Below are 24947 nucleotides of genomic sequence, written 5' to 3' on the forward strand. Positions count from 1 at the left end.
CAAATATTCTTAAATGAGGGTTGTATATGCCTTTAATGATATTGTAATCGTTACATTTAGATTTCCAAGTCTTTTTCTAATTGATGCAATATAAGTAATCGGTAAAAGAAGCTCGGCATATAGCCGAGCTTCTTTATGATATGATTATATAGGAAAATATATTTTATGTAAAAGAAAACTCCACGATTTCATCGAGGAGTTTTTCAGTGACACCAAATGTGTTTTATAAGCCATGTTCTGTACTTTCGTACTGCAAACGGGTTGTCATCCCTCGTACAAAAGTGATAATCATCTATCTACAGACAACTCCTCATTGTCTGTCCCTCAGTCCGTTCAATTCCTTCCTGAGGGTGCCCCTACCTAATTTTGGGTTTCTCACTCGTGGGGTTTACCTCGTTCCACTCTGACCATTTCTAGTCAGACTCCGTCACTGTGGCACTTTCAAGGTATATACACCATATTCAAAAGAACTTAGGTATATTCCCTGCCGTTAGTCCAGTACGAACCAGACTACCCTAGCTTATGACTTCGCTAGGCACGAACACTACAGTCATCTCAGACTGTGCGAGCATGGACTTTCCTCTACACAAAAGTGCAGCGATTATCTAAACACTATTTGGTTAGTCATTTGAGCGACAAATTTTATTATAGCATATTGATTTGTTCTTATTCAAGCTCCAAATATATCCAATCAACCTTAAATAATGTCGTAATTATTTGCGACAATCATCATTATAACATATGTATGTTAGGTTACGACGATCCATTTTTTTCCACTGATTTTTGGATCGCTTTTTTAGCTAATTGGTCTGCTTGCTTATTTTGTTTACTAGGGATCCATTTCATAAATACATAATCAAAATGATTCTCAACTAGTTCCAGTGCTTCATTCAATAATGACTTAAAAGGCTCGTTTTTTACATACTTCTTGTCAAAAGCTTCATCTAGAAGCTGTGAATCTGTTCGAACCGATAAAACCTTCAACTCGTGTTCTTTACACAATTTAAGTGCTTGAATAAAGCCATGAAACTCTGCTTCATGATTTGACATTGGTGGTAACGGAACACTTGCATTTACATTAACACCATTCCCTTTTATAAGGACCCCTACCCCTGAAGGACCAGGATCTCCAGCACTTCCACCATCAATGTAAACTTCTATCAAACTAGTTACTCCTTTTTATAAGTGGTATTACGAATCATTAAGTTTACTGCCGAATACATGCTTTTCAAGATTCGATAAACGACGTAATATATCGTAATTCGTGTTCCCTGTTTGTGGTTGACTTTGTGATTGACTTTGTGGTTGATGACGTTTCGTATGTTCACTTAACGTCACAGTTTCTTTCTTCAAACGCTCCACTTCTTTTTCCAGCCAGTCAATGCGATTTTCAAAAGCATCGTAATCTTTAATAATTGTATCTAAAAATTGGTCTACTTCATCTTGATTATATCCACGAATGCCTGTCTTAAAATCCTTCTCTAAAATATCCTTTTGTGTAAGTCGAGAAATTCTATTTTGTCCCAACGGTTTCACCTCTACTAATCCTATTAGATTATTGATTATATTCTTTCAGAAAGTCTAACTCTTGTCAATTCCATCCATGATCATCCATCTGTTCTCTTATCGTTTCTTCAATTTCATCTGGAGTTAAGTATATGATTGGATACCCTGTAGCTTCTCCCTTTTTCTTTGCATATGTTAAATAGTATTCAGGTGATCCTTCTGTATACTCGTCATAAAGTACTAATAAGGCATCACTTTTATCAATAATAAATTGATTTTTAAGCTTCAGCTGTTGAGGGCTTTCATACTTTCTTTTCGTTATGTAATCTTTATAATCGCTGTTTTCCCAAACTTTCAAATACAAGTCCTTTAATGGGTCCTGCCAACGCTCTTCCTGTTCAAAAAATGGTGCTAACGTCCCGACCTTAATGTCAGAGTATATTTCCTTCAATTCAATAGCAGCTTCTGCAGCCCATAATTCCACACCCGGTTGTCCACTCGTAATAAACCAATTGATATCATATTCTTCTTTTAAGTGTTGAATTTTTTTCTTTATTGCCTGTTTCAAATATGGGAGGTGTTCATGTTTTTCATTGAATATTCCAATTTCATGAGGCTTATATCCGGTAACTGCTAAAACAGAGTACATAATAACTCCTTTCTTTTGGTTATGTATCGATCGTTAGAATTTTACAAATGTATTCCAATTTCATCATTCATCTTCTTAAAAAAGCCAATGTTCCCATAAAAAATAATACATTATTTTAACAAGGTAGTTCTCTTAACTTAAATGTTGTTTCCGCTTCAGGGTGCTCGCTTTCCACGGGCACGACTTCAGTTAACTTTGGAAAGAAGACTCACATCTTTCCAAAGTAGATCTTCTGTCTCTTCCTCTGCCCGTAACGCTCTGTAGTGGCATCCGTTGAGCCACAAAGGGTCATAATTATGAAATACATTCATGTGAATCAATTTCATAATTCATTTCTTGAAAATTAGTTACAGATTCAGATTTTTATTTTCATCGTATTTTTTTATTGTACACGTTGTTATCAATGCGTACTAATCTAGCAGCTCCGTTGGACTGCATCCGCTCGCTTTCCGCAGACGAACCGCCAAGCCTCCTCGGGAAAAGTACCCTGCGGGGTCTCGGCTGGCCCGTTTTTCTGCTGGAGTCTCGCAGATTCCGTCCAACTACGCAGGCGAACTTTATTTAAAAAGGTTGTTTTAAAGGTTGTTGTACAATTATCACATTGAACTTGAACAATTCCTTTTATTCAAGCTGCTGATTCTAAAATTGAATATTTACGATTCAATCGTGCACCTGCTAATTTTAAACCGTTGTAAACCATAGTAACCATATCAAGTGGACTTTTGCTCTTTTACCTGTACGATACCTTACATTGTTTAACTGAAAGAATTCTTTTAAGTATCCAATGACACGCTCCAAATCCTCTATACTAAATAGGCTCTCTTGTCATACAATAGTAGACATAGGAGTCTTTCCTCTTTCGAATTGGTTTGTTGGGTAATTACTAAATTCGACATTTGGGGAGGTACTCCTTATTTTATGCCCTAGGACCGTTGAGCTACGTAGGCTCAGAGTTATAAAATTCATTCAGGTATGTAATTATTTTAATTTGGCTACTACTTTTTCCTAAATAAAACGTATATATTATAGTGAAAGGGAGCGGACCATTTCTGGTCCGCATTCACCTTCGTTTTATTATCTAGGTGGCATCTGTCCACCCATCGGTCCCATTGGCCCGCCAAATGGTCTTGGACCACCTGGCCCACAACTGAATTGTTGGTGATTAACACGATGAACTGTTGATTCAGTGTGTGGGAAGTTGTGGAAATATTTATAATTATGATTAACAACATTTGTCGTATGACTAGGGTGAACGACCGGAACGAGATAATCACAATCTTTTTCTGTAACATGATGTTTCGTTGGACAATATTTTGGTGGCATCATTTGTACTTGGCGTCGTCTAGGGTTAAACATGAGGTTTCCTCCTTTATTATTGGATTCAATATCAACCTATGTTTGTTTCCCCATACATGTACTAGTGTGAAAACCTAATTTTGCCCGAAATTTATTGTAAAAACCAAAAAGTCACTCCGATGACAACAAAAAACATAACCATAACGATTTTCGCCATTTGTTTCTCTCCTCTTTTCTCAACCATCACTTTTATTTTATAATTTTTTTTATTATTTTCAATAAGCTTTTATTTCCTTTTTCGTCAGTTTTCGGCATCATTAAATCCTTTTAGCACTTTCAGTAAACTTATTTTTGCTAACAGAACTCGAATGTTAGCGTTTTATGCGCTTGCCGCGGAAATATGATATGTTTTATCCTCGAAATGTATGGGAAGGATAATGTATACTTCCTTTAAGGCTTTAATAAATACTTTTTATAAATGCCTTATACATATTAAAAAAGGAGTGTTATTGAAATGCCAAAAGTTACAGTTCCAGGCCAAGAGCCATTTGAAGTAGAAGAAGGCACAAAGCTCGTACTCGCATTAGAAGATAACGGTGTAGACATCCTTCATCGATGCGGAGGGAATGCCAAATGTACGACTTGCATTGTAGAAGTTGTAGACGGCGACTTTGGACCATTGTCAGAGACAGAGAAAGCTGTTTTTGATCGAAAAGGCTTAGATCATTCAGGCAGATTATCATGCCAAGTTCGTGTAGACCAAGATGTAACAGTAAAGCCAATGAAAACTGTTTCGTCTACAGGGATGGACCCAGGCCCACGCCCAGACAAATAACATTGAAAATCGCAGGAATTAACCCCTGCGATTTTCTTTGACTTCGTACCAATCACGTAAAGTAACGATCCCTCTACTGTTTAATTCCTCAATTAAGTGTTCAAACAAACTAGCTGTCATATGAGCATCGTTTAAAGCATGATGGCGGTCATTTCCGTTAATCGCAAATCGACTTACGAGTTCGTCCAAATCATTTCGATGATCCGGGTACAGGTATTTTGCCACTTCATACGAATCGACAATGATCGGGTTATATGGTGGGAGATTCCAACGTTTACTTTGCTCTTTAAGAAAGTTCACATCAAAGCTTGATGGATGAGCAACAACAACACTTTCTTCAGAGAATTGTAAGAAGTTTTTCATTGCTATTGGAAAACGTTCTCCCGCTTCAATCTCATCGACTGTTAACCCAGTTAAATCTAGCACATCATTTGGTACCTTTTTAAAAGGAGAGACTATTTCATAATACTGTTCTGGAAATTGTATCTTGTTTTTATTTATTCTTATTGCCCCAATAGAGACGACTTCATCTGCGATTTTCGAATAAAACCCAGTTGTTTCTAAGTCAAAAACAGTATATGTAATATCTTCTAAAAGTGTATCAACATGGATGTTCGATTTCCTCATATTTAAATGTAATATAGCTTCTTTCACTTCTTGAAACGATGCCTGATTTTTCCTTAACCACTGTTTTCTTTTATAATGAAAATGGTGATAATCAAACAATAAAAATTTCATAATCCGTAGGGCGGATACACCCATCTTTATATCCCCCGATTCTTCGCAAAACTTAGTTCACTCATTTGTTGCAGCCTTTTTGCGATTAATAACGCTTCTTTTAACTGTTTCTTTTCGTCTTTAGTTAAAGTTGCAGTATGAATGTCATTTGTTAACGGTGCACTATTACGAAGTTGTGACATATGTTCTTTTAGTCTAAACTCATGTAAGTAGTCTAGAGCAAGCTTTGCATTTTTCACATCACGTGGATGAAAAACTTCTTTTTCTTGTAATTGGCTCAACCTTTCAAGTGTACTAACTTGTTTGATTCCATATTTAATAGCAAAAATACGAACACCATTAACAATTTGCATCATACCTTGTTTTTTTAAATCGATACTTCTCTCTTTGCCTCTTGCTGAAATTCTTCCTAATGGACTAATTGGTACTCTAAAGCGTATCGTATCTTTCATAAGCATTGCATGCATCATTTTAGCATGTTGAATCTTCTTTGTTACTTCCTCTCTAAGTGAATAGCCTAGCTGAAAATCTCCATAAACCGGTCGGTAGTCAATAAAAATCGTAAAGTCGCGTACTTCTTCGGCATCTGCCTCACGTAACCAATGCTCTACTTCACGTACCCACTGACTCAAACTTCTTGTCCATTTCTTTTCTTTCGCCATAATTCCACCAGTACATTCTGGAAACCCCGACTCAGCAAGCCCATCATTGATTTTTTTTGCAAAATGAAGAAAATACTCTTCTATTTGGGTTTTATTAGGTAAATGTTCATAATCATCGAGAATAAAACCATTATCTTGATCTGTACTGAACGCTTGCTCCTTACGACCTTGACTTCCCATGACTATGAAACAAAAGTTTATTGGTGGCTTACCAAAACCTTCCTCTTTCATTTCATTGATTGCAAACTTAATGACTTGTCGATGTATTTTATCGTTGTAATTAGAGATTAGTTCACACACTTCTGTCGGATACGTACGCTCATTTAACAATGCTTCAGTAAATGTATAAAAATCTTCGTTATTTTTAGGAGATAATGCTTTTAATTCCTTCAAAGTGAATGCATGGTTTAACCTATAAGAAAGGTTAATATACTTCGAGTCTTGTAGTTGTAAAAATGCTTCTGCAGTTAATACACCGACAACAGATTGATTACTCAATACAGGCACAAGGTCGATGTGGTCATCTTTAAAAAAGGTTAAAACTTCATAACTAAAAGCATTCTCTTGTGTGCATATAGGGTCACAGTCCATCCACTTTGTCACTAAATCAGACTCTTTGCCCTCCATCAATCCCTGTATAACTTGTTGTTGGGTTAATACACCAAATAGTTCTTGCTTTTCGTTTACAACGACTAAACCAGAAGTTTTACATTGTAACAACGTTTTCGCAGCTTCATTTAACGTTCTTACGTTTGAGATTGTACGTGCCTTTTCCATAATTGTACGAACTCGTGTACGAAACAAAGAAATATTTTCATTTTGTGATACTGAACGTTCCTTTTTAATCTCATCGTATAACGATTTCATTCTGCTACCGATCCCAGACAATATGACATCTGAGAACGTCTTATTTTCTGACATCACCTTTAATAGGTCATTTTTTTTAAACAAAACAGTATCACATGTTTCTAAAGCTTGAACAGAGAAGTTCATTTGACCACCAGCTAGAAGCATGAGCATTCCAATTAAGTCACCAGGATAATAAAACCTTACAGAGAACTGCTCACCATTATCCCGATGGAGGACATTTTTAGCTAATCCTTTTAATAAAAAATACACTTCCACCTCTTCATCTTCTTCGTGAAAAACAAATTCATTTTCATGAAATACGATTCTCTCTGAACGTGTAATGATTTTCTTATATTGTTCTTCTGTTAATAGGTCAAACGGATATGTTTTACGGATGATGTCATCATATTGTTCTTTTTCATATGTCAACCGTCCCCCCTCCTTTTATCACAACTTTATTTTTTTCTTTAAACGAGCAATCCTTTTCTCTATGTCACGGACTTTACTAATTGACACATTTTTATGGTTAGATTTATTAACTATTGCTAATGCATGTTTGGCGTTTTCATACGCGCCTTGAATGTCTTTTTCTTGGTGCTCTAACAGCTTAGCCAATTCAATGTACGATTCTATGAAGCACTCTGCTTGAAGTGAGATACTTTGATGAAAAAATTGTTTGGCCTCATCCGTTTTCTTTGCTTTTTTTGCAAGTAGTCCTAATCGATAAAATGCTGAAGCCTGGCCATGTCCTCTCAAGAGTGAAGCACATTCATAATGTTTTAGAGCTTTCTCAACCACACCAGTCTGTTCAAACCACTTACCCGCTTGAAAGTGTTCATTACTTGTTAGCTTGTCTCGATGTTGGTGAAACAACCTCTTTGTAATATCAATGTAAAGGTGAACGAGCGAACGTACATCCTTGTCATTATGCTCAATAATCCCTTTTAAGTGTTCAGGCTTTTTATCTTGTAAATAATCAAAATAAAGAAGAGGTGCCATGCTTCCTGGTGTATCGTTCGACCTTGGGTTCTTCAGTTTATTCTCTTCAACAATAGCAAGTCTGCATGAAGGCAGTTCGTCCTTCCAGAGCCTTCTAGCTGCATGGAGCAAGTCTATATGTCCAAACTTCGGTAATTTCGGGACTCGGTCTCTTACAAATGAATGTCTTGACTTTACTTGCGGCCAGTCAAACGACTTTCCGTTGTAGCTTACTAAGTAATCATCTTCCCTAAAGTCTTGTAAAAATGAATACATGAAGGCAGCCTCAGAAGCAGGATCTGGCAATATATGCTGTGTCACTTCTATTCCGTTTGCGTTTATTTTTGCATACCCGATAAGAAAAATTGTATTTCCCGCTCCCGTAGAAAGTCCTGTTGTTTCCGTATCAAAAAAGAGCAACTTTTCAACCGCAACACCTTTTAACGATAGCGGGTGGTTTACTTGAAGCTCTTCCCAAAGATCATTTATTTGTAGCATATCCTGATAAAATAAATGGTTTTGGTTAGGGTAAAATTGCTGCTTCTTATATGATACCTCCCCATCAAATGTGACTGGCTTAAAGCCTAACTTTCTCCATTCACTCTCTAAAACGTCAACCTGCGTTGTTAAATCTTCATCTAAATTTTGTTTACTTTTTGCTCCTGTCATTTCACCAGAACTTTTCTCAGTGTTTAAATGTGTCTTCATCCGATTTAACTTTGATTTTAAACTCATTATCTATCACCTTAAGCTTTATATTTTTCATTTGAATAGAAATCGTTCACTTGTTTACATACTAACACAAAGTGAACACTTACTTAGGAACGAAGGGGCCATTGCGTTGTCTAAGAAACCAATGAAAACATACGAAAAAACGTGGAAAGATATTATTCATGAATGTAGCCAGTCTGATGATTTTATTATTGATGAAGTCCAAAGCTCTTATCAAACCTTTCATATTAGCTATTTCGAAACAGTTGTTGATGAACAACGGCTGCAAAGTAAAGTCATTAAAAACTTAAAAGAAAAAAAGTATGAAACACTTGAGGATATTTATTCTCAGCTTTCATTTGAAGAAATGAAAATCATCTCTTCGCCTGACGATTTAGAAGAAGGGTTAATTACCGGCAATGTTCTTATTAAACTTAAAGAAAACGATGAGCACGGTCTTTTGATTGTTTTGTCTCATAGCGAAAACCGAATCGTTAGTGTACCTGAAGTTGAATACAGTGTAATCGGTCCAAAAGAAGCGTTTGTTGAAAACTTAGATGTAAATATTAATCTCATTCGTAAACGTATACCTACCACTGATTTTGTTGTGAAAAAACTAAAAGTAGGAACACTAACTCATACTGATGTTGCGGTCGTATATTTAAAGTCGATTGCTAACGAAGAAGATGTAAGAACGGCGCTTCAACGAATCGAAGAGATTGATTATGATGAAATCGAAGATAGTTCCTACTTATCCCAATTCATTGAAGACAATAAAAACAGCCCTTTTCCTCAAACAGTTGATACCGAAAGGCCTGATCGTGTAGCAGGCGTATTATCTCAAGGAAAAATAGCTATTTTAGTTAACGGTTCTCCAGCTGCTTTAACAGCACCAACAACGCTGATTGAATTCTTTTCTGCCTTTGAAGATTATTATATTGCTTGGCATATGGCGTCAGTCTTTCGATTGATTCGTTTATGCGCTGTCCTTTTTTCAGTTTTTGCAACACCGATATATGTCGCCGTTATTACATTCCATGTAGAAATGATTCCAAGGGATTTAATGGCTACGTTAATTTTAACGCGCGAGCAAGTCCCTTTTCCGCCAATTATAGAAGCACTATTTTTAGAGTTAACGATCGAACTATTACGAGAAGCAGGAGCAAGATTGCCAACAAAGGTTGGTCAAACAATTGGGATTGTCGGTGGGATCGTTATTGGTACAGCAGCAGTAGAAGCTGGATTAACAAGTAATGTGCTACTGATCATTGTTGCACTCGCCGCTTTAGCATCTTTTACGACACCTATTTATCGGATCGGTAATACGATTCGACTTATGCGTTTTCCTTTTTTAATCATTGCTCAACTGTGGGGGTTAATTGGAATCTCCTTACTTATGACGTTTACACTGATTCACCTTATCAGCTTAAAATCATTAGGGCGTCCTTACCTTGCACCAATCTATCCGCCGATTGTGAAAGACCTTCGGGATTCTTTTATTCGTCTCCCGTTTAGTTTTCAAAGTAAACGTCCATTAACAACGCAAACGAAAGACGAAACGAAGTTTTCCGTAAAAGATGCAAAGATGAAAAATGATATTGATCACGATATCCAATAAGTACTGAGGAGGGACACTTTGTGAAACAAATACATTCCATGAACCACGTTTCACCGAAATTAGTGTTTTTCCTGATACATACTTCTCAAATTGGGGTCGGCATCCTCATGTTTACTCGTTTTATTGCTGAAGATGCTGGATATCAAGCTTGGATTGGTGTCTTTTTGACTGGTGCTTTTTTACATCTTATTATTTGGATGATGTACCGACTTTTAAATCGTCAAGAGAAAGTGAATGACCTTGTAAAGGTACACTCCTATTACTTCGGTAAAAAACTGGGAGCAATCTTAAGCTTTTTATTGATTGTTTATTTTTTTGCATCTTCTCTTACTGTGTTAAGAACGTATATTGAAATCATCCAAATTTGGATGTTCCCTCAATTATATACATTAGAACTTGGCATTCCTATTGTCCTTCTTGCTGTGTATTGTATATGGCAAGGATTTCGAGTCGTTACTGGCATTGCGTTTTTAGGGGTAATAATCCCATTATGGCTCATATTTACAATTGCGGCACCGCTAGAGTTTGCGAACCTTGAATATTTATTACCACTCTTTCAAACAACATTTCAGGATCAATTATCCGTTTTTAGTACGATGACCCTTAGTTTTCTAGGACTTGAAGCTCTGCTCATTTACTATCCGTATATACAACAAGGAAAACAGTCCCAAAAATGGGCACACTTTGGTCATTTATTTACTACAGTTTTATATGTCACTGTGGCGATTGTGTCATTTTTATTTTACACAGAAAGCCATCTAGAGCGACTCGTCTATCCGACGTTAAGTATGTGGAAGATTCTCGAATTACCATTTATTGAACGATTTGAATACATTGGGATATCCGTTTGGTTATTCGTCGTGTTTCCTAACATCACCATTTTCCTATGGGCAGCAAGCAGGGCAATGAAACAAACGTTTAAAATCACACAGAAGAAAGCACTGATCTTACTCGCTGGATTACTAGTTATTTGTTTATATCCACTAGAAACGAGAACAGAGGTTGTCTTTTTAAAAGAAAGGGTTTCAATGGCAGGTTTTTACCTTATATATGTGTATATACCTACATTGTTTATCATAACAGCTTTGATACATAAATGGAGGAATCGTTCAAATGGTCGCCAAAAAGCTTCGATATAAATATGGGCTATTTTTATTTGTGCTGTTCATCCAGGCTGGCTGTGTTGAACAACAGATTTTAGATGAGCAAAAATTAATCTTTGGTGTGGGGTATGACTTAGTCGATGAGGATAAGATCGAAGGGACGGTGTCTATCCCAACCTTTCAAACGGAGGCACAAGTAGAAAGTGTAACGATTTCTGCAACTGCGAAAACATCAAGAGATATAGGTACACTTCTTGAAACAAAATCGTCGAGGCCTTTGCACCCTGGAAAAATAAAATCTATTCTTTTTGATTATCATTTAGCTGAGAATGGAATTATGACATTATTAGATACATTTATACGCGACCCGAATATTGGTTTACGCATTTTTTTGGCAACAGTAGACAAAGGCTCCACCAAAGAGCTATTAACAGAAGACTACAATTTAGAAGAGGATACAGCGACCTATATTGAAGAAATGATTGAACAAAATATAGATAGGCAAACAATCCCAACCTCAAATATCTTCACTTTTATTTCTAGTTACTTTCAAGAAGGGAAAGACGCCTTTCTTCCCAATATTCAACTTAATGATGAACAAATTCAAATAACCGGATTAACGCTATTTAAAGGGGACCGCGCAGTTCATCGATTGAACTTACGCCAAGCTTTTTTAATCAAGTTGTTAGTAGAACCTGCTAGAGAAGGCACTTACGAACTTACATTAAATGAAGAGGATGATGAGTACGCTGTTATTCGTAATATTAGTTCGAATAATGATGTGACAGTCGATTTATCGAAAAGAATCCCTGAAATAGATGTATCAGTTCAGTTCAAAGGAAAGGTTAAGGAGTATTCAGGACATACATTAGATGAAAAAAAAGTGAAAGAAATTCAAAGGTCCTTAGAAAAAACACTTTCAAAAGAAATGAACCGTCTAATCTTTCTTTTACAGAAGAAAAAAGTTGATCCAATAGGATTTGGGGCAAAAGTAAAAGCGAAGGATAAACATTTTGATCTAGAGAAATGGAATAAACAATACCATTTAGCCCCAATTCGTGCAAGTATTGATGTTGTTATAACAGAAACCGGCGTCGAAGAATAATGAAAGAGGTTGACCAATTGGCAACCTCTTCATTCATGAGTTAAACTCGATTTTATAAGTTTCGATACTTCTTTTTTTACATTTAAATCCGAGCTCGTACTACCAACCCCGACACAAGTAGGGCACCCGCCTTCACACGGGCAAGATTGAACAAAGTTCAAAGCGTCCAACAATATTTGTTCCGTTTGTTCATAAACACTTTTACTTAAGCCAATTCCACCTGGATACCTGTCATATAAAAAGATTGTTGGCTTTTGTGAATGAATCGCTTTTACTTCTGGCACAGCATGTAAATCATTTTTATCACACATGACCTTTACACAAGCAACGTGTTGCAACACGTGAGCTCCGCCCATTAAGATTTGTTCCATGACGTTTTCATTCCACTGTTCAAAAAACTCAGGTTGAAATGTAATGGCAATCCCGTTTGAATGAAGCTCTTGCTCTGGTAGATGTATTGGTCCTGAACCGATGTTTTCAAATGTTTCTAATTTAATCTTTTTGAAGATCGTCGCCATCGCTGTGACCATGACATCTCCATATTGAAGTTCGTGACGACCGAGATGACGTTTTTCATCTATTTCTAACACTTTCAGCTGAATTGCAAGGTTAGCATCTGTAAAATATTCAACATCTACCTCTCTTACGAACGCCTTTTTTTCATCCCAATCGAGAAATTCTACTTGATATTGCGTTCCCTCATGTAGGTAGATTGCTTCATCATGCAGTAACGTCATCGCACTAAACGTATCCATTTCTCCAATCACGCGATGCTTTTCTACATTCGTTTGGTCAATGATCACGACGTTTTCCTGTGCAGCTGAACGAAGGCTAATATTGTGAGCGGGAAAGGCATCATTCATCCAGAACCATTGGTTGCCTTGCGCATGTAAAACCCTTTCCTCTGTTAAATATTCTAAGATTTCTTCAATTGGTGTACCATCAAACGTTTCACCTTGTTTGAACGGTAGTTCGTATGCAGCACATTTAATGTGATCGACAAGAATAATTAAATTATCTTTATTAATTCGTGCGGTTTCTGGTGTACTATGAAAGAAAAATTCAGGATGCTGAAAAATGTATTGGTCAATTGGGCTTGAGTTGGCAACCATAATAACAATTGATTCATCCTGTCTTCTTCCGGCCCTTCCTGCTTGCTGCCAGCTCGAAGCAATCGATCCTGGATAACCACTCATCACACATACTTGCAGTTGACCTATATCTACTCCTAATTCAAGAGCATTCGTACTAACGACTCCAACCGTTTCACCTTGACGCAAGCTTCTTTCGATTTCGCGGCGCTGGTTCGGGAGATAGCCCCCTCGATAACCACGTATCGACTTTTTGTTCAATTCATTTTTCACAAGCTCCTGTAAATGGCTTAATATGATTTCTACTCGGACTCGACTCCTAGCAAAAACAATCGTTTGGATCCGCTCTTTTAAAAATGTCGATGCAATGTCATTGACGACTTTCGTAGCGCTTTTTCTTATGTTTAATTGTTTATTCACAACAGGAGGATTATAAAGGACAAAATGTTTTTTCCCTTTTGGTGCACCATTATTATCGATCAAACGTACGTTCTCACCTATTAACTCCGTGCACAATTCCTTTGGGTTTGCAATGGTTGCTGATGTACAAATGAATGTCGGGTTACTTCCGTAATAAGCACAAATACGCTTTAGTCTACGAATAACATTTGCAACATGTGAACCGAATATCCCACGATAAGTGTGCAACTCATCAATAACAACTGTCTCTAAGTTTTCAAAAAGAGAGATCCATTTCGTATGGTGAGGTAAAATTGCCGAATGAAGCATATCAGGGTTTGTAATCACTACATGTCCTGCTTTCCGTACGACTTGGCGAATGTTGGCCGGTGTATCGCCGTCATATGTATAACTGTTTATGTTTACATCAAGATCATCAATAAACTCATTTAATTCACTTTTTTGGTCTTGAGCTAATGCTTTTGTTGGAAAAATGTAAAGTGCTCTACTTTCCCTATTTTCAATATGCCGTTGCAAAACAGGGAGATTGTAACATAACGTTTTCCCAGAAGCCGTTGGTGTAACGGCCACGATATTTTCATGATTCATTACAGCTTCAAACGCCGAAGCTTGGTGTGTATATAATTCATGGATGTTCCTTTTCTGTAATGCTTCACGTATTCTTTTATCTAATTTTATTGGAAAAGAAGCTGTTTTCGCCGCTTGTTCCTTCATCTCATGCCAATGAGCGACATGCTCGTCTCGCTTTAACTCATTTATTAATTGGTCGATTGACTTTTTACCAAACACAGCAATCTCCCCCTTCATGATTTTATTATAGCGAATGTATGTTTGGATGACAAAATGTTTTTATTTAAGTTGAGTTTAGTTTACATAATAATATTACAGTAACCGTATGTTGTGAGACATGAAAACTTGATCTCTCTACTCTTGTTCATAAGTAATGGTAGTAAATATATAGTATGGATACTCATACTTTTGTACAAGACTAATGATTAAAAAGGAGTATTTATATAATGAAGCATTTCAATATCTTATTGTTCAAGTTTATCGTAAGTCTTGCCGTATTTTGGATTAGTTTAGGGCTGTTTTTCGGTGGAACGTTTGTGGAGATCATTTCATTTAGCTTATTAGTTACTGTAATTTCTTACTTTATTGGAGACCTCATGATTCTCCCGCAAATTGGTAAAACGAATGCGGTTGTCGTTGATTTTTTCTTAACGTATACACTCGTCTTTTTATTTGGTGGGATCTTCTTCCATAGTTATTTAATGATCGGATGGGGAAGTATCATTTCCGCAAGCCTTATTGCAGGTTCAGAACTGTTTATTCATGCCTATATCATGAAAAATGTGAAGCATACTAGTCGAGCAAAACAACGAAATTTCAAGCCAAATTTTGCTTTTGAGTTTGCAGAAGAAAATGAGCCTGACCCTAACAAAGATAAATAATCAGACTTACACATAAATATTAAGAAAACCGACTACTAACGTAACAAGTAGTCGGTTTAAATTATGTTAACAATCTTGCTTCTCGAGAAAACTTATAGTTGTTTTCCCCTCTTTTTTTTGCTAAATACATTGCTGAATCTGCTTTTTTGATCAAAGTGTTTATATTATCACCATCATTGGGATATACGCTTATTCCAATACTAAGAGAATTAAAGTGATCCTTCCCATTTAATTCAAATGGTTCATTAAAATGATTTACAAGATGGTCAGCAATCATTTTCACTTTTTCGCTTGAAGAAATCTCTAACAAAATAATAAATTCATCCCCACTAAGTCGTGCAACAATATCTTGTTGGCGTACACTTTTTTCTAACCTTTCAGCTACTTGTTTCAGCAATTGATCTCCTGCATCATGCCCTAACGTATCATTTATAGATTTAAATTCATCTAAATCTATAAAAAGTACAGCCAACTTTTGCTGATATTGTTTACAACGAGTTAATTCTTTTTGAAAATATTCGTTTAGCATTTTTCGATTCGGTAAATTCGTTAAGTTATCATAATATGCCATATGATGAAGCTTTTCTTCCATTTGTTTGCGCTCTGTAATATCATAAGCAACACCGTTTAACTTTATTAATTTACCAGAATGATTATAAATAGGATTCCCAAATGCTTCCAACCACCTTGTTTCACCATCTTTACGTATAAATCTCCATTCATCCCTTGAAGGATCTCCTGATAATAAATGTCGATAAAAACGATTAGCCTTTTCTTTATCATCAGAATAAACAGTTGAAAGCCATAGTTCATAATCTTCTTCGAATTCTTTCGCAGAATAGCCATATAAACTTTCGATCCCTTTCGAAACCTTAAGTTTTTGTTCGGTTAGATCGTTTGTCCATAAAAACGAAGCACTATTATTAAAAAGACTATCTAGCTCGGCTTTACGATCTTTAAGTTTATCTAAATAATAATTTGCTTTATCATACTGCTTTCCTAACCACCATGGCACTGGTAGTAAAAGAAACAATATAAAGATTAAATCATAATAAGGTTCCGCTAACTTCCCCATTAAATAACGATAAATTAATATTCCTACATAGATTGCAATAATAAGCAGAGTAGCCAACATTCTTCCCGTATGTTTCAAGACCTCTTATCCCCTTTAAAGACTGTAAAAATAGCTGTCTACATTTTCACAGTTTTTTCAGCTTGATATATTTTACCATCAAACATTTTCTACAGCTAGGTATTTATTCCCCCTAATAACCCCTTACTAAACTTTTTGGTTCAGCACCGCTCTTATAAATCACTATCTTTCTTATGCTAATAAACTTTTACATATATTTCTATCACTTGTTTAATAATACACTTAGTTGAATTCACATTTCGGAGGTACGTCTTCATGAGCTTCATAAAGGTAGATCAAACGATGTTGGAAAGACGTAAAATCCACCATTCAGTTTCTTACCACGATAACCTTATAACATACAGACATCCGTGGGTTGTAGCATGGTGGTCAGCTGCATTACCTGGTTTTGGCCACTTTATGTTATGTAAGTTTGTAACTGGGTTTATTCTATTTATTTGGGAAATTACAGTAAACGTTAATGCAGGAATAAATGCTGCATTAATGTACTCAATGATCGGAGAAATGGAAAAAGCTATTGAGGTAATAAATCCAAACTGGCTACTGTTATATCCAAGTGTTTACGTATATGGAATATGGGATTCATATCGAAGAACCGTTGAAATGAATGGACAATATGTCCTTGCATACAGAGAAAATAGTTCAATAACTCCTTTCAAAATAAGTGCTTTAGAAATTAACTTTTTAGACCGAAGACAACCTTGGATTTCTGCAATATGCTCAATACTCGCCCCTGGCTTAGGGTATTTATACATCAATCGTATACCGAGTGCTGTTTTTACAATCATTTGGTGGATCGTTATTATTTATTTTTCAAACTTTTACGAAGCATTACTACATACGATGCTCGGAGATATTTCTTATGCACTTTCTATATTAAATCCGCAATGGTTTTTGTTCATCCCCTCAATTTATGTATTTTCTATTTATGATAGTTACGCATATACCGTCGACCTAAACAAAGTGTTTGAAAAAGAACAGGCGAATTATCTCAAAAGGAATTATCAGAATAACGCTATTGAAAAACTCGCAAAGTTAAAGAAATAATAAGGAGTTAAAGATATGTACATCATCTCTACTTTTGAATACTCTTCAAAATTAGAATTAGCACTCTCGGAACTAGAGCAAAAGGGCATTCCAAAAGAGAACATTCTTGCTTTTCCTCTAGATAAACGTGTTGAAGAAGCAAAGTTATTTGATTCAATCCATCAATCAGATGGCATGAGTTTATTTGACTTAGCTGCTGTTTTTGGAATGATTTTTATGCTTGTGGGGAGTATTTATGGATATATTTTAAATTTAGGGCCTATCATTTGGGGAGTTATTGGCTTAATTATTGGACTGATTATCGGCTTTCTAATTGATTTTTACCTTTACAAAAAGAATTATCAAAAAAAGGCCAACATGAGTAAGGGTAGAAAATCAGAAGTCGTTATTATTGTTGAGTGTAGTGAGGAGAAGGTTGAAAAGGTAGAAGACATACTTTGGAGCCATTTATCTTTCGGTATTTGCCGTGTTAAAAGTAATAACCCTATTCAGTAAAAAACAACTTATTACCTTACTGTGTGTAGTAAAAAAGGATGATGTTTGTGCTGTATTCATCAATTGTAGTTATAGTGTTACTAGTCATCGTTTGGATTATGCCTAAACACTTAAAAAGACGAGATATGGTGATCATTTGGATTACTCTTTCTTATCTTGAAATTGTCGTCGATTATTACCTAGGCTACACGTTCGAACTATACAAATTTGCTGGTGACAGTGAAGTAAGCCCGGAAGCTTTTACAACGAAGCTTTTTATGGCACCGTTATTTACAATCCCATTTTTAAACTATATGCCTGTAAATTTTAAGTCCTTCGTCCCTTATTGGATAGCCTGGGCAGCTTTTTCTACATTCTTTGAGTGGACTACCGTACAATCTGGCTACTTAACATATACAGGTTGGAAACTATGGTATTCTGCAATTTTTTATTTGCTCATTTTTCCACTTGTAAGATTGTATTATTATTACATAAGGCATCATTGATAATATCATTACGATAGTTATCGATTCACGCACATACCCTCAACAATGAAAAACCTATGACAACTTGTCATAGGTTTATTATTATCGTCTATTGTATAAACTGTGTGAATCCTAAAATGAACAGTACCCATATTCCAATTAACATATGGGAGATACTGACACCAATGATCGATTTTTGCCTTGTGTACATCCAGCCCCAAAATAATCCAGGAATAAATGCTGTTAAAGCGAAAAGCGTACCGATATGAGCATGAGCCATCGCAAACACTAAATTTGATATTAATATTGCTTTGACTTCCTTCCCTTTGTATCTGGTAAAAATCGCGAAAACGCGGATTGTAACCCTGCTCGTGCAATAAACTCTTGCACAAATGAAAACACAATATATACGATGATTGTAAAGATGAAAATGGAATAGCTGAAGCCAACATCAGTAAATGATGCTGTTATATTAAATAATGGGATATGTGAAAATGCCGGTATAAACGTAACCATCCCCCATTTTAGAAGAAGAAAAAATAGGAAGACTGGTGCTGTAAGAACTAAAGCATCTTTCACATCACCTTTCCAATTCTTCAAAGTTAACCCAAATGTTGATAATGGGTAACCACTTTTTCTCATAACCTGATACGTTATAAAGGCAAAACCTAATATTAGTACGATGTCTATGAACGTAGATGCCCCCAATATATCAACGAGTTGCGTTAATGATAGGAGCATTAGTGTATAAATGGAAACAACAATTAAATAGTTTGTTGTAATAACCCCTAGTGCATTGTAGGCTTTTGTTTGCTCACGTTCTTCATCTTTTTTAAAAACAGTGTTATTTTCTCTCTTGAAAATTGTTTGACGGCTTTATTTAATAGTTTCAATTGAAGTGAGTGATTATTTTGTTCTTGAAACAGTTTATACGTATCGATTTTCATGACCATGGATGGATCTAACGCCTTAACGGAATACGTATAATGATGCTCTACCTCTACAATTGATTTTTCACCGATCATACTTTCTGATTCCAAACTCGTAAAAAGGTCCGATGCCTCACCCTGAAAAATACCTAACCTTCCTGTCTTTATAATATAAAGGCTTTTTTGACGTTCACCTTCTTGAATCAACGTTTCGTCTTTTTGAAGGAAGTAATACTGTGAGTAGTTTGAAAGGATATGAACCTCTTCCTCAGTGAATTCATTTGTAAGAAGAGTATCTTTAATTGGTGTATAAATTTCACTTGCTGTCGTCATGACCTTAACCTCTCCTATTTCAAACATACGATGGATAATAAAAGTATCGTCAAAGTTCTACAAGTCTTCCATCATGACATCTAGCCATTGTCTTGCAAATGCATCTGCCGCTTTCTCTTGTGGTATTCTTCGATACCTTTTCTTTTCCTCTGTTGTATATCCATGCTTCATTTTTTCTATATATCTAGTATAAAAATGTTCACCTTTCTCAAAATATCCATATAGCCGATCTTTCTTTGTACTCCCTGATATACCTATATTACCATGAATAAAGTGGCCAATCTCATGCAATAAAATAAAGGAAGAATATTCTAGACACGTAACATGATCTTTTTTTAGGTCTAAAATATACTCTCTATTTTTATAGTCATTAGAGATCGACATAATATTTAAATAAACAATAAACTGACATTCATCACTTTGTTCACTTTCTTCCTCAATGGCAAGCTCCGCTGGAAAATTGATCGGTTCATCTGAAATATAAAAAATAAGATCATCAACAACATATTGAAATAGTGAAGTTCTAAGCCATTCAATCGTCTTTTTGATCCCTTCAAGTGCTTCTTCCATATCTCTTTTAAAAACTTTATAATTTTCAAAGATGACTTTTTCATGTTCATGGATAAATTCTAAGTTCTCAATAATCTTCAAGCTAGCACCTCCAAATTCTAAAACATAAGAATGCTTAGTAGTGGAAATCTTGCTTATTTGAAGCTGATAGGCTGGTTTAGTAAAAACAAGTTGAGGTAATTTAAATGTTTATGCTAAAAAGCTAATATGTATGTAAAGAGGTTTAAGTATAGACTTGTATTTTAAAACTAGTAAAAGATATACAGAAAAAAGCCAGCGAAAATTCGCTGACTTTTTTTCAAGCAGGACAAAGGGTTGCTCTAATCGTACCTCACAACGATTTCGTCCTATATTAAGCTTATTAAAGTTGTGTCATTGCAACGTCATTCTTGTAAATGAATGACGTTCCCTTCCCACTTTAGCATACCGCCTTTTACATTTATGAGGTCAACATATCCATTGTCTTTTAAAATATTTATTGCTTGCATACTTCGATTTCCACTACGACAGATGATCACAGCTGTTTGATCTTTTGGTATTTCTTCATATCTATTTTCTAATTGACTTAAAGGAACATTTGCCATCCCTTCAATGTGACCATCATTAAATTCATGTTCTTCACGTACATCCACATAAAACACATCTTCATGTGCCTCGCTATTCATCATTTCAGCTAATTGATTTGTATTTATTTCTTCTACACCAGCACTTTGAAATTGTTGATAACCGAAGAACCCTATTAAAACGATTATTGGAATAAGAAAAGGATAATATTTTTTAATCACTTTTTTGTCCCCCTTTTGTGTATACCGTAACTATATACCCGCACAGGTACTAGGTCAAGTGTTATTTCACCATAAAATGATAACGAAAAAAATAATATAAAGTGCATAAAAAGATCAACAAACCACATACGAGTTCCCTTACACGTCGGCCTAACTTTTAGCATAAGATGCATATTGATTTCGACTTTAATAAACAAATTTCTCTCAAAGGAGATTTGACATTTATGGAACTTACGCTAGCACATTGGTTATATATAACCGGAATATGTGTCATTATATTGACTATGTTGTTCAAGCAAAATGTCGTTGTTCCTGCTATCGTTATGAGTTTTTTTGTCGCATGGGCATACAGTGATTCAGTATTAGCTGGAATTCATGCGATCTTTAATGCAAGTCTAGTAGCAGCAACTGAGCTTTTTGATATCTTCCTAATTATTGCCATAATGACCGCACTTCTTCGTTCCATTAAATCAATAGGTTCAGACCAAGAAATGGTATTACCGTTTCAAAAGGTGATGAAAAACGGGCATTTATCCTTTTTCATTCTTGTTGTCGTTACGTACTTTCTCTCTTTATTCTTTTGGCCCGCTCCTGCAGTTCCACTCATTGGCGCATTGCTTATCCCTGTTGCGATAAAAGCAGGACTTCCACCGATTGGAGCAGCCATTGCTATTTCTCTTGCTGGGCATGGGATGGCACTTTCTTCTGATTTCATTTTAAAGGTAGCTCCAGGCTTAACTGCGTCAACTAGTGGATTAGAAGCGGGTATTATTGCAGAAAAAACGTTCATTTTATCCCTTATTGCTGGAATAACATCATTACCGGTCGCTTATTTTATGGTTCGAAAATCAATAAAAAAGCCTGCAGAGAGAAACTTAATCGATTGGGAAAATAGTGGCGATGATGATATGAAAGTAAGTGCGGATGATATCGAAGTAAGGAAGGGAAAATTCAGTCAGTACTTTGCCTTTCTCGTTCCAACTGTCTTTTTAGTCATTGTTACTTATGTAGTAACCGCAACATTTTCAAATATCATCCCTACAATAGAAGAAGGTGCTGGTGCTTCTCTTGTAGGAGGCACTGCAATGATGATGATCTTAACAATCTCACTTTTCCGTAATTATCGTAAGACTTTACAAGAAGTTAGTGACCACATTGTCAAAGGCTTTGTATTTACGTTTAAAGTGATGGGATTAGTCATACCTATAGCTGGGTTCTTCTTCATTGGAAGTGGAGAATTATCTTCTCAAGTTTTCGGTACCGGCGCTGACAACGCACCATCGTTTTTATTTGATTTAGTAGAAGCAAGTCAAGGGTTCATTCCTGAAAATGCCTTTGTTACTGCTTTTGGGGTTTTAGCGTTAGGAATGATTTCTGGGCTTGACGGTTCTGGCTTTTCAGCCCTACCTTTAATCGGCTCTTTATCTGAAGCATTAGCTTCATCAGTTGGAGCAGATCAAGCTACATTAGCCTCGATCGGTCAAATCGGCGCTATATGGGTTGGCGGTGGGACACTCGTTGCTTGGTCTCCTATTATTGCAATCGCAGGCTTTGCTAAAATATCCGTCTTGGATTTAGTTAGAAAAAGTTTTATTCCAGTGATCATCGGATTAATAACAGCTACTATTTTTGCACTCTTCATTTTTTAAGACTGTTTTCGTAAAGATTTTGTTTTATTAGTTGTGTTCGCTAACAGCGTACACTTTCCGCAGGTGTCGCGGCATATCAAAACACTAGAAATGGCAACACGTTTAACATTTAGCTTTACATGTCGCCTTTTTTATTGTGTTTTTTTTAATGATAAGCACTCGAATCTGTTTACAGCCGGACGCTTTCACCTCTAGGCACAAGCGCGACATCCGTTCAATCTGCACTTCGTTTGCTTTCACGGTGTCTTCTTTGCCGCAGGCACGGCCTCAACTTCCTGAAACGTCTCCAGACGTTTTAGGTGATTTTCGGCTCGTGACTCCTGAGGTTACTCGTCGCAGCTCGAAGCTGTTCCTACCTCTTCCTCTACAAGCATTGCTCCGTTGTTAGGCGTCGAGGTAGCGCGTAGCTAACTCGTGAAGTTTGTGCTTGTGCTGGAGTCGCCGCCTATCACTTCTTCGAGTTATAAAACCACTGCAAATATAGCCTAATTTCATCATAATTTTTTCTTTATAAAATGATGATATTAGACTTAAAAATATCACTTCAAATAATACCTTTATTAAACTTAATTTCAGGGTAGCCTAACAATAAAAATAAAGAAAAGAGGAGACGATTGTACATGAGTGTACTACCAGTCTCCTCCTTCACTTTATTTGGCTTCGTTCATAATAACTTTTGCAAGTGTCCTCGCCATGACACCAGTAGGTCCTTTTGGACCAAGGTCATGTTCAGATTCTGCCATTGCGGTACCGGCAATATCTAAATGAACCCATGGTGTGTCCTCAGCAAAATCACCAACGAACGCACCAGCTAATATTGCATGCCCAGCACGTCCTGGACTATTGTTTAAATCTGCAATGTGACTCGTACGAACTTGTTTTTTGTAATGATCGAAGTAAGGCAATTGCCACAATAGTTCACCTGTTTCACCGGCTGATTGTTGCACTGTTGACAACCATTCATCATCATTTGTCATCGTACCAGTTACTTGGTTTCCTAATGCTACAACCACTCCACCCGTTAATGTCGCGATATCAATGACTTTTGCTGCACCTTTTGTTTTAGCATAAGTGATTGCATCAGCTAGTGCTAGGCGTCCTTCTGCATCAGTATTACGGATTTCGATCGTCTTCCCGCTCATCGAGACGATCACATCATCTGGCTTAAAAGCTTTTCCACTTATCATGTTATCTGTTGCTGGGATCACAGTCATCACATTTTCTTTTGGCTTAATCGAACCAATTGCATCCATGGCTCCAATAGTTGATGCAGCACCACCCATGTCCATTTTCATACCAATGATACCTTCTTTCCCTTTAAGAGAATAGCCTCCAGTATCAAAGGTAATTCCTTTTCCGACAAGAGCGACTGGATTTTCCCAAGTGTCTTTTCCTTGATAGCGCATAACAATGAGTTTCGGTGGTTCATCAGATCCTTGGTTTACAGCAAGTAACGCACCCATACCGAGCGATTCAATTTCTTCTTTATTTAAAATATCGATTTCAAAATCATGTTTGCTTGCTACCCCTTCAGCAAATGCTGCAAGGTCAGTTGCAGTCATTAAGTTTCCTGGCGTATTGACAAGACGTCGGGCAACATTTGCACCTTCTCCTAGAGCGAACCCAATATTTAACGCTTTAGTGATCTCACTTTCACTCTCTTTAGATTCACCAATAACCGTAAGCTCAGTAAATACGGTATCTTTCTTTTTCTCTGTATGATACGTATTTAACACGAAAGGCGAGAGTGCATGTGCTTCTCCAATTGCCTCAAATGCATCTTCGTTAGAAATTTGTAATCCTGTTAAACTATCAACTGCTAACGTTGCATGCTCAACTTGGTCATTCGCTAATTGTTTAAATGCTTTGCCAAAAGCTTTTCGAAGCCCATCTTTCGTTAACTCTTCTTGTTTTCCTAGACCTACAAAATAAATACGTTTTGCCGATACTTTTCCAAACGTATGTAACTTCATGATTTGTCCACGCTCATGCGACAAATCTCCAGACTCATAAAGGAATTGTAATTCCCCTTCAAAAGCTTCATCTAAAGCTCTCGAAGCGCCTTCTTTTTCCATAAATACACCAAATAATAATGCTTCCGTTTCAAACTTTGTAAACGAATCTTGTTTAAATATGTACATGTTCTCACCCTCCTAAGTATCATTATACAGAAAGTTTTGAAGGTTGATAAGGATAGGGTGAGATGAGTTATGGAAAAGTCGAGTATTTTCTTCAATGAGTCCCATCTTACAAGAACTTAGCCACTACTGTTTTCGAGTATTTTTTTAGCTTCTGCTATAAATTCTTCATGCGAAATCTCCCCTCTGATACTTTTCTCCACAAGCTTCTTCTGCTCTTCTGTTACTTCAAAGTCCTCTAGTGCATCATTATCGAGAACATGTTCAAGTGCTTTTTTAACCGGATCTTTGCTCATCATTTCCCCTCCCTAACATATTCTTTTGCTTGTTTAGTACTTGTTAAAGTCTTTATATCATTTGTATGAATTTTGA

The 24947-nt window shown here is 36.3% G+C and carries 25 protein-coding genes, 1 other RNA gene and 1 pseudogene; 9 read left to right on the forward strand and 18 right to left on the reverse strand.

Going from position 1 to position 24947, the window contains the following annotated elements:
* Window positions 1-221 precede the first annotated feature (221 nt).
* From rnpB to LGQ02_RS11500, 6 genes and pseudogenes are all read right to left on the reverse strand, one after another.
* Window positions 222-613: RNase P RNA component class B (rnpB, locus tag LGQ02_RS11475), an RNA gene on the reverse strand.
* Between the two features lie 140 nt (window positions 614-753).
* Complete coding sequence (locus LGQ02_RS11480) at window positions 754-1164, reverse strand: reverse transcriptase-like protein (protein ID WP_226514515.1); 411 nt, start codon at window positions 1162-1164, stop codon at window positions 754-756.
* Window positions 1165-1191: 27 nt separating this feature from the next.
* Window positions 1192-1527 carry a cell division regulator GpsB gene (gene gpsB, locus LGQ02_RS11485; protein ID WP_226514516.1) on the reverse strand — a complete coding sequence of 112 codons (336 nt, stop codon included), beginning with the start codon at window positions 1525-1527 and terminating at the stop codon, window positions 1192-1194.
* 64 nt (window positions 1528-1591) lie between these two features.
* Entirely contained in the window at window positions 1592-2155 is a 564-nt protein-coding gene (locus tag LGQ02_RS11490) for an SLOG family protein (RefSeq protein WP_226514517.1), read from the reverse strand.
* Between the two features lie 625 nt (window positions 2156-2780).
* Window positions 2781-2953: pseudogene (locus LGQ02_RS11495) on the reverse strand (IS5/IS1182 family transposase); the annotation flags it as partial.
* Window positions 2954-3229: 276 nt separating this feature from the next.
* Window positions 3230-3511, reverse strand: coding sequence for a CotD family spore coat protein (locus LGQ02_RS11500; RefSeq protein WP_226514518.1), 282 nt, complete (start codon window positions 3509-3511; stop codon window positions 3230-3232).
* Window positions 3512-3965: 454 nt separating this feature from the next.
* Here LGQ02_RS11500 and LGQ02_RS11505 point away from each other — a divergent pair, with 454 nt between their 5' ends.
* Entirely contained in the window at window positions 3966-4286 is a 321-nt protein-coding gene (locus LGQ02_RS11505; RefSeq protein ID WP_226514519.1) for a 2Fe-2S iron-sulfur cluster-binding protein, read from the forward strand.
* An 18-nt stretch (window positions 4287-4304) separates the two neighbouring features.
* Here LGQ02_RS11505 and LGQ02_RS11510 read toward each other — a convergent pair whose 3' ends face one another.
* The 3 genes from LGQ02_RS11510 to LGQ02_RS11520 are packed head-to-tail and all read right to left on the reverse strand — an operon-like array spanning window position 4305 to window position 8248.
* Complete coding sequence (locus LGQ02_RS11510) at window positions 4305-5048, reverse strand: 3'-5' exonuclease (RefSeq protein ID WP_226514520.1); 744 nt, start codon at window positions 5046-5048, stop codon at window positions 4305-4307.
* A gap of 2 nt (window positions 5049-5050) precedes the next feature.
* Window positions 5051-6964 carry a DUF294 nucleotidyltransferase-like domain-containing protein gene (locus LGQ02_RS11515; RefSeq protein WP_226514521.1) on the reverse strand — a complete coding sequence of 638 codons (1914 nt, stop codon included), beginning with the start codon at window positions 6962-6964 and terminating at the stop codon, window positions 5051-5053.
* Window positions 6965-6982: 18 nt separating this feature from the next.
* On the reverse strand, window positions 6983-8248 hold the full coding sequence (locus LGQ02_RS11520; RefSeq protein WP_226514522.1) for a ribonuclease H-like domain-containing protein: 1266 nt from the start codon (window positions 8246-8248) through the stop codon (window positions 6983-6985).
* Between the two features lie 106 nt (window positions 8249-8354).
* Between LGQ02_RS11520 and LGQ02_RS11525 the strand changes: the two genes are divergently transcribed.
* Genes LGQ02_RS11525 through LGQ02_RS11535 form a run of 3 tightly spaced genes read left to right on the forward strand, consistent with a single transcriptional unit; the run spans window position 8355 to window position 12050 of the window.
* On the forward strand, window positions 8355-9842 hold the full coding sequence (locus LGQ02_RS11525; protein ID WP_226514523.1) for a spore germination protein: 1488 nt from the start codon (window positions 8355-8357) through the stop codon (window positions 9840-9842).
* A 20-nt stretch (window positions 9843-9862) separates the two neighbouring features.
* Window positions 9863-10981 carry a GerAB/ArcD/ProY family transporter gene (locus LGQ02_RS11530; RefSeq protein WP_226514524.1) on the forward strand — a complete coding sequence of 373 codons (1119 nt, stop codon included), beginning with the start codon at window positions 9863-9865 and terminating at the stop codon, window positions 10979-10981.
* The gene (locus tag LGQ02_RS11535) at window positions 10956-12050 is read left to right on the forward strand and encodes a Ger(x)C family spore germination protein (RefSeq protein ID WP_226514525.1); all 1095 of its coding nucleotides are present in this window, start codon (window positions 10956-10958) and stop codon (window positions 12048-12050) included. The genes LGQ02_RS11530 and LGQ02_RS11535 overlap by 26 nt, the downstream gene beginning before the upstream one ends.
* A gap of 29 nt (window positions 12051-12079) precedes the next feature.
* On the opposite strand, the gene LGQ02_RS11540 is transcribed toward LGQ02_RS11535, so the two are convergent.
* Window positions 12080-14350: a DEAD/DEAH box helicase gene (locus LGQ02_RS11540; protein WP_319003456.1), complete on the reverse strand. Its 2271-nt coding sequence runs from the start codon at window positions 14348-14350 to the stop codon at window positions 12080-12082.
* Between the two features lie 227 nt (window positions 14351-14577).
* Here LGQ02_RS11540 and LGQ02_RS11545 point away from each other — a divergent pair, with 227 nt between their 5' ends.
* A complete protein-coding gene (locus tag LGQ02_RS11545; protein ID WP_226514527.1) occupies window positions 14578-15012 on the forward strand; it encodes a YndM family protein in 435 nt (144 codons plus the stop codon).
* Window positions 15013-15073: 61 nt separating this feature from the next.
* On the opposite strand, the gene LGQ02_RS11550 is transcribed toward LGQ02_RS11545, so the two are convergent.
* The gene (locus tag LGQ02_RS11550) at window positions 15074-16165 is read right to left on the reverse strand and encodes a sensor domain-containing protein (protein ID WP_226514528.1); all 1092 of its coding nucleotides are present in this window, start codon (window positions 16163-16165) and stop codon (window positions 15074-15076) included.
* A gap of 255 nt (window positions 16166-16420) precedes the next feature.
* Between LGQ02_RS11550 and LGQ02_RS11555 the strand changes: the two genes are divergently transcribed.
* From LGQ02_RS11555 to LGQ02_RS11565, 3 genes are read left to right on the forward strand one after another with little or no spacing between them, the layout of a single operon-like run.
* A complete protein-coding gene (locus LGQ02_RS11555) occupies window positions 16421-17212 on the forward strand; it encodes a hypothetical protein (RefSeq protein ID WP_226514529.1) in 792 nt (263 codons plus the stop codon).
* 15 nt (window positions 17213-17227) lie between these two features.
* A complete protein-coding gene (locus LGQ02_RS11560; protein ID WP_226514530.1) occupies window positions 17228-17707 on the forward strand; it encodes a hypothetical protein in 480 nt (159 codons plus the stop codon).
* A gap of 47 nt (window positions 17708-17754) precedes the next feature.
* A complete protein-coding gene (locus tag LGQ02_RS11565) occupies window positions 17755-18192 on the forward strand; it encodes a CBO0543 family protein (protein WP_226514531.1) in 438 nt (145 codons plus the stop codon).
* 88 nt (window positions 18193-18280) lie between these two features.
* On the opposite strand, the gene LGQ02_RS21510 is transcribed toward LGQ02_RS11565, so the two are convergent.
* From LGQ02_RS21510 to LGQ02_RS11590, 5 genes are all read right to left on the reverse strand, one after another.
* Window positions 18281-18460 (reverse strand): CPBP family glutamic-type intramembrane protease, encoded by a 180-nt coding sequence (locus LGQ02_RS21510; protein ID WP_404802349.1) that lies wholly within the window; start codon window positions 18458-18460, stop codon window positions 18281-18283.
* An 11-nt stretch (window positions 18461-18471) separates the two neighbouring features.
* Window positions 18472-18771: a hypothetical protein gene (locus LGQ02_RS11575; protein ID WP_226514532.1), complete on the reverse strand. Its 300-nt coding sequence runs from the start codon at window positions 18769-18771 to the stop codon at window positions 18472-18474.
* Window positions 18772-18959: 188 nt separating this feature from the next.
* The gene (locus tag LGQ02_RS11580; RefSeq protein ID WP_226514533.1) at window positions 18960-19433 is read right to left on the reverse strand and encodes a cyclic nucleotide-binding domain-containing protein; all 474 of its coding nucleotides are present in this window, start codon (window positions 19431-19433) and stop codon (window positions 18960-18962) included.
* A gap of 57 nt (window positions 19434-19490) precedes the next feature.
* The gene (locus LGQ02_RS11585) at window positions 19491-20084 is read right to left on the reverse strand and encodes a hypothetical protein (protein ID WP_226514534.1); all 594 of its coding nucleotides are present in this window, start codon (window positions 20082-20084) and stop codon (window positions 19491-19493) included.
* Window positions 20085-20386: 302 nt separating this feature from the next.
* A complete protein-coding gene (locus LGQ02_RS11590; protein ID WP_226514535.1) occupies window positions 20387-20788 on the reverse strand; it encodes a rhodanese-like domain-containing protein in 402 nt (133 codons plus the stop codon).
* A gap of 224 nt (window positions 20789-21012) precedes the next feature.
* Between LGQ02_RS11590 and LGQ02_RS11595 the strand changes: the two genes are divergently transcribed.
* Window positions 21013-22437 (forward strand): hypothetical protein, encoded by a 1425-nt coding sequence (locus LGQ02_RS11595; RefSeq protein ID WP_226514536.1) that lies wholly within the window; start codon window positions 21013-21015, stop codon window positions 22435-22437.
* Between the two features lie 650 nt (window positions 22438-23087).
* Here LGQ02_RS11595 and LGQ02_RS11600 read toward each other — a convergent pair.
* Together LGQ02_RS11600 and LGQ02_RS11605 are read right to left on the reverse strand one after the other, a co-directional pair.
* Window positions 23088-24578, reverse strand: coding sequence for a leucyl aminopeptidase (locus LGQ02_RS11600; RefSeq protein ID WP_226514537.1), 1491 nt, complete (start codon window positions 24576-24578; stop codon window positions 23088-23090).
* Window positions 24579-24694: 116 nt separating this feature from the next.
* The gene (locus LGQ02_RS11605) at window positions 24695-24874 is read right to left on the reverse strand and encodes an antitoxin VbhA family protein (RefSeq protein WP_226514538.1); all 180 of its coding nucleotides are present in this window, start codon (window positions 24872-24874) and stop codon (window positions 24695-24697) included.
* Between the last annotated feature and the right edge of the window lie 73 nt (window positions 24875-24947).

The organism is Bacillus shivajii (assembly GCF_020519665.1).
Classification (GTDB): Bacteria; Bacillota; Bacilli; order Bacillales; family Salisediminibacteriaceae; genus Bacillus_CA; species Bacillus_CA shivajii.

Bases quoted from the DNA above. Each gene is read 5' to 3' on its own strand.
- LGQ02_RS11560 (WP_226514530.1), top strand. From the start codon at position 17,228: ATGTACATCATCTCTACTTTTGAATACTCTTCAAAATTAGAATTAGCA.
- LGQ02_RS11600 (WP_226514537.1), bottom strand. From the start codon at position 24,578: ATGTACATATTTAAACAAGATTCGTTTACAAAGTTTGAAACGGAAGCA.
- LGQ02_RS11510 (WP_226514520.1), bottom strand. From the start codon at position 5,048: ATGGGTGTATCCGCCCTACGGATTATGAAATTTTTATTGTTTGATTAT.
- LGQ02_RS11595 (WP_226514536.1), top strand. From the start codon at position 21,013: ATGGAACTTACGCTAGCACATTGGTTATATATAACCGGAATATGTGTC.
- LGQ02_RS11605 (WP_226514538.1), bottom strand. From the start codon at position 24,874: ATGATGAGCAAAGATCCGGTTAAAAAAGCACTTGAACATGTTCTCGAT.
- LGQ02_RS11545 (WP_226514527.1), top strand. From the start codon at position 14,578: ATGAAGCATTTCAATATCTTATTGTTCAAGTTTATCGTAAGTCTTGCC.
- LGQ02_RS11580 (WP_226514533.1), bottom strand. From the start codon at position 19,433: ATGACGACAGCAAGTGAAATTTATACACCAATTAAAGATACTCTTCTT.
- LGQ02_RS11505 (WP_226514519.1), top strand. From the start codon at position 3,966: ATGCCAAAAGTTACAGTTCCAGGCCAAGAGCCATTTGAAGTAGAAGAA.
- LGQ02_RS11535 (WP_226514525.1), top strand. From the start codon at position 10,956: ATGGTCGCCAAAAAGCTTCGATATAAATATGGGCTATTTTTATTTGTG.
- LGQ02_RS11555 (WP_226514529.1), top strand. From the start codon at position 16,421: ATGAGCTTCATAAAGGTAGATCAAACGATGTTGGAAAGACGTAAAATC.
- LGQ02_RS11490 (WP_226514517.1), bottom strand. From the start codon at position 2,155: ATGTACTCTGTTTTAGCAGTTACCGGATATAAGCCTCATGAAATTGGA.
- LGQ02_RS11520 (WP_226514522.1), bottom strand. From the start codon at position 8,248: ATGAGTTTAAAATCAAAGTTAAATCGGATGAAGACACATTTAAACACT.
- LGQ02_RS11500 (WP_226514518.1), bottom strand. From the start codon at position 3,511: ATGTTTAACCCTAGACGACGCCAAGTACAAATGATGCCACCAAAATAT.